Source organism: Streptomyces corynorhini (assembly GCF_003346515.1).
GTDB lineage: Bacteria > Actinomycetota > Actinomycetes > Streptomycetales > Streptomycetaceae > Streptomyces > Streptomyces corynorhini.
The window spans coordinates 1-3,003 of record NZ_QQNA01000183.1 but is presented as its reverse complement, the minus strand read 5'-3'; the positions used below and the strand labels follow the sequence as shown (position 1 = coordinate 3,003).

Annotated in this window: 3 protein-coding genes; 1 reads left to right on the top strand and 2 read right to left on the bottom strand. The window is 76.6% G+C overall.

Going from position 1 to position 3,003, the window contains the following annotated elements:
- Window positions 1-148: 148 nt before the first annotated feature.
- Window positions 149-1,192, bottom strand: coding sequence for a rod shape-determining protein (mreB, locus tag DVH02_RS22305; protein ID WP_114625599.1), 1,044 nt, complete (start codon window positions 1,190-1,192; stop codon window positions 149-151).
- A 284-nt stretch (window positions 1,193-1,476) separates the two neighbouring features.
- A complete protein-coding gene (locus DVH02_RS22300; protein WP_114625614.1) occupies window positions 1,477-2,046 on the bottom strand; it encodes a hypothetical protein in 570 nt (189 codons plus the stop codon).
- Between the two features lie 91 nt (window positions 2,047-2,137).
- Here DVH02_RS22300 and DVH02_RS22295 point away from each other — a divergent pair, with 91 nt between their 5' ends.
- Window positions 2,138-2,959 (top strand): SCO2400 family protein, encoded by an 822-nt coding sequence (locus tag DVH02_RS22295; RefSeq protein ID WP_114625598.1) that lies wholly within the window; start codon window positions 2,138-2,140, stop codon window positions 2,957-2,959.
- Window positions 2,960-3,003: the final 44 nt, after the last annotated feature.

Below are 3,003 nucleotides of genomic sequence, written 5' to 3'. Positions count from 1 at the left end.
CGCCGTGTTCTCGCCGTCCGGACGCGCCCCTGCGCCCTCGCCGTCCGTACGGCCCCCCGCGCCCTCACCGCCCGGACGGGCCCCCGCCTCCTCGCCCGGTCCTTCGCCGCTCCGGCCGCCGCCGCGTCCGTCGTTCACCCCGCGGATCTCAGTGCGCCTCGGCCAGCGGGTCCAGCACCATCGGCCTGACCTTGCCCTCCAGCATCGCGCCCAGCCCCAGCACGGCGCAGATGTCGGGCCGTTCCGCGATCGCCACCGGTACCCCCGTCGCGTCGCGCAGCATCTGGTCGAGCCCCGGCAGCAGCGCGCTGCCGCCGACCATCATGATGCCGCGGTCCGCGAGATCGGCCACCAGATCGGGCGGGCAGTCCCTGAGCACCTTTCCGATGCCGTCCAGGACGGCGGTCAGCGGCGTGTAGATCGCGTCCCGGACGGCGGCCGTGTCCACCAGCACCGAACGCGCGATGCCCGTCGCCACGTCCCGGCCGTGGATCTCGGTCTTCGACGGGCCGCGCGTGTTCAGGCCGTTGCCGCTGAGCGCGAGCTGCAACGGGCGCACGGAGTGGCTCGGCAGCAGCAGCTGGTGCTGGTGGCGCAGGTACTGGATCACCGCGTGGTCGATCGCGTTGCCGCCGATCGGGATCCGCTGCGCGGTGACGATCGAGCCGAGCGAGAGGACCGCCACCTGCGTGGTCGCCGCGCCGCACACCATGATCATGGTGGCGGTCGGCTGCTCCACCGGCAGCCCGCTGCCGACGGCGGCGGCGATCAGCGTGTCGACCAGCTCGACCCGGCGCGCGCCGAGCCCCACCAGCGTCTCCACGGTCGCGCGCTGGGCCAGCGGATCGCTGTCGTGCGGCGTACAGGCGGCGGCCCGCAGCCGGGGCTTGCGGCGCAGCTGACGGCGGAGCTTGTCTCCGAGGAGATGCCGGAGCATCCGCTGCGCCATCTCGACGTCGACCACCGTCCCGCCCCTGAGCGGCCGGGCGACCCGGATGTAGTCCGGGGTACGGCCCGTCATCTGCTCGGCGAGCGTGCCGACGGCGATGAGCGCGCCCGTACGGGTGTTGACGGCGGCGACACTCGGCTCGTCCACGACGAGCCCGGCGCCCTTCACGAAGACCCGGGTCCTGGCGGCCCCCAGATCGACGGCGATGTGGCAGCGGCGCAACTGCTCAAGACTGACGGTCACGGCAGGTCTCCCGAGAGCGCTGGCGGACGGTTCCCGGCGGCGGCCGGTCCTCTTCGCATACTGCGCCGCGCCGCGCCGCGCTGCCCGCTGGGCTGCTCCGTACGGGGGCCCGCGCCCGGTACGGAAATGACGGTCCGCCAGTTTCGGGACGGCCCGCGGAACCCGCGGAACCCGCGGAACCCGCAGAGCCCGTCGGGCCCGGGGCATGTCCGCGAAGGAGCGCCGTCCGCCCGACGCCGCGGGGTCCGCCCTACGGGCGGACGGCGCTCCTTTGAAGACAGGGTTCAGCGCGACCAGTACTGGAACAGCCCCCACGTGAACTCGGCGATCCGCTCCCCGCCGTCCGGCGCCACGCAGGCCAGCCGCAGCCGGGTCGGTGCCCCGCCCTTCATCGGCCGGGCCGGTGGGAAGGCCCGCGCCACCTCGTCCACCGTGCACGACCAGGGGCGCAGCTCCTCGGGCGTACGCGGCTGCGGACCCGCCGCCCCCGGCGCGCGCACCAGCCACTCGTTCCACACGGCGCCGCCGGGCCCGGTCATCACCTCGAAGCGCAGCCGGGGCCAGAGCGGTACGGGCCACAGCAGCGCCTCGCACTCCAGATCGCCGACCCGGCGCCGGAAGGTGTGCTCGGGCGCGCCGAGCACGGAGCGGTAGCGGGCCCGCGCGCCCCGGGTGCGCGGCGAGCGTGTCATGGCCTGCCAGCGCCGGTTGGCCTCGCGCATGTCGGCGCGGGAGGCGCCCAGTTCGCGTCGGGCGTCGTCGACCAGCTCCGGATGGTGGTCGGCCATTCTGCGCAACAGCACGAGCTGGAAGTCGAGTGGCCCGAACGGCCCGGGGGACGTCATGGCGCCCATCATGCCCGGCAGCGGAGTCCGGCATTCCACACAGGATCCTCACGGGCTCGGCTACCGCGGCGATGCCGCCGCCGCATAATCTGCGGTCGCCATGGACTACTGCCAGCCGTGCCGACGGCACCTCAACGGCGCGCTGACCTGCGCGGGATGCGGCGCCCCCGCCGACGTTCCGCCGCCGGTCCGCGCCCCGGAGACGACCGTCGCGTACGAGCTGACGCCTCCCGCGCGCGAGACCGCGCACGGTCCCCGGCGCGGCCGGGACGCCGCACCCCGCCCTACCGGACCGAGTCGGCGGCGCGGCAAGCGCGGGCGCGGGCGCGGGATCGTGATCGGCACGCTCGGTGTGGCGCTGGTGGCGGGTGCGCTGAGCCTGGCCGGGCTGGCCGCCGAGTCGCGGGGCTCGGACCGCGCCTCCTCCGTACGGGAGGACAGCGTCGTCGACCTCGACGGCGGACCCGGCCGTACGGACGGCCCCGCCACCCCCGATGCTCCCGGCCCGGCCTCCGGCACCGGATCCGCGTCGCCGTCGGACCCCGGGCCCGGAGCGGGCGGCGCCGCGACGGCCCCGGGCGGCGCCGGTGCCGCCCGTACCCCCGCCACCCCGGAGGCGTCCGGCCCGGCCGCAGGCGCTCCGGCGACCGGCGCGGGCGCGGGCGCGGCGACGGACGGGGACGACCCGGGCGCCGGTCCCGACCACGCCCCGGGGGCCCCGGCCACGGCGTCCACCGCGCCGCACACACCGGACCCCGGCGACGGCACGGCGCCCGGCACCACCGGGGGAGCGGGGGCGGGCGGCACCCCGGCCGCGAGCCCGCCGCCCGAGCACGCCCCCACCCCCACCCCCACCCCCCCTCCCACCCCGGCGCCCGAGCCGTCCACGACCTGCACGCCGATCCTGTGGTTCTGCCTTTGACGGCAACGCGGCACGGCTTCCGGCCTCGGGAAATGAAGCGGTGC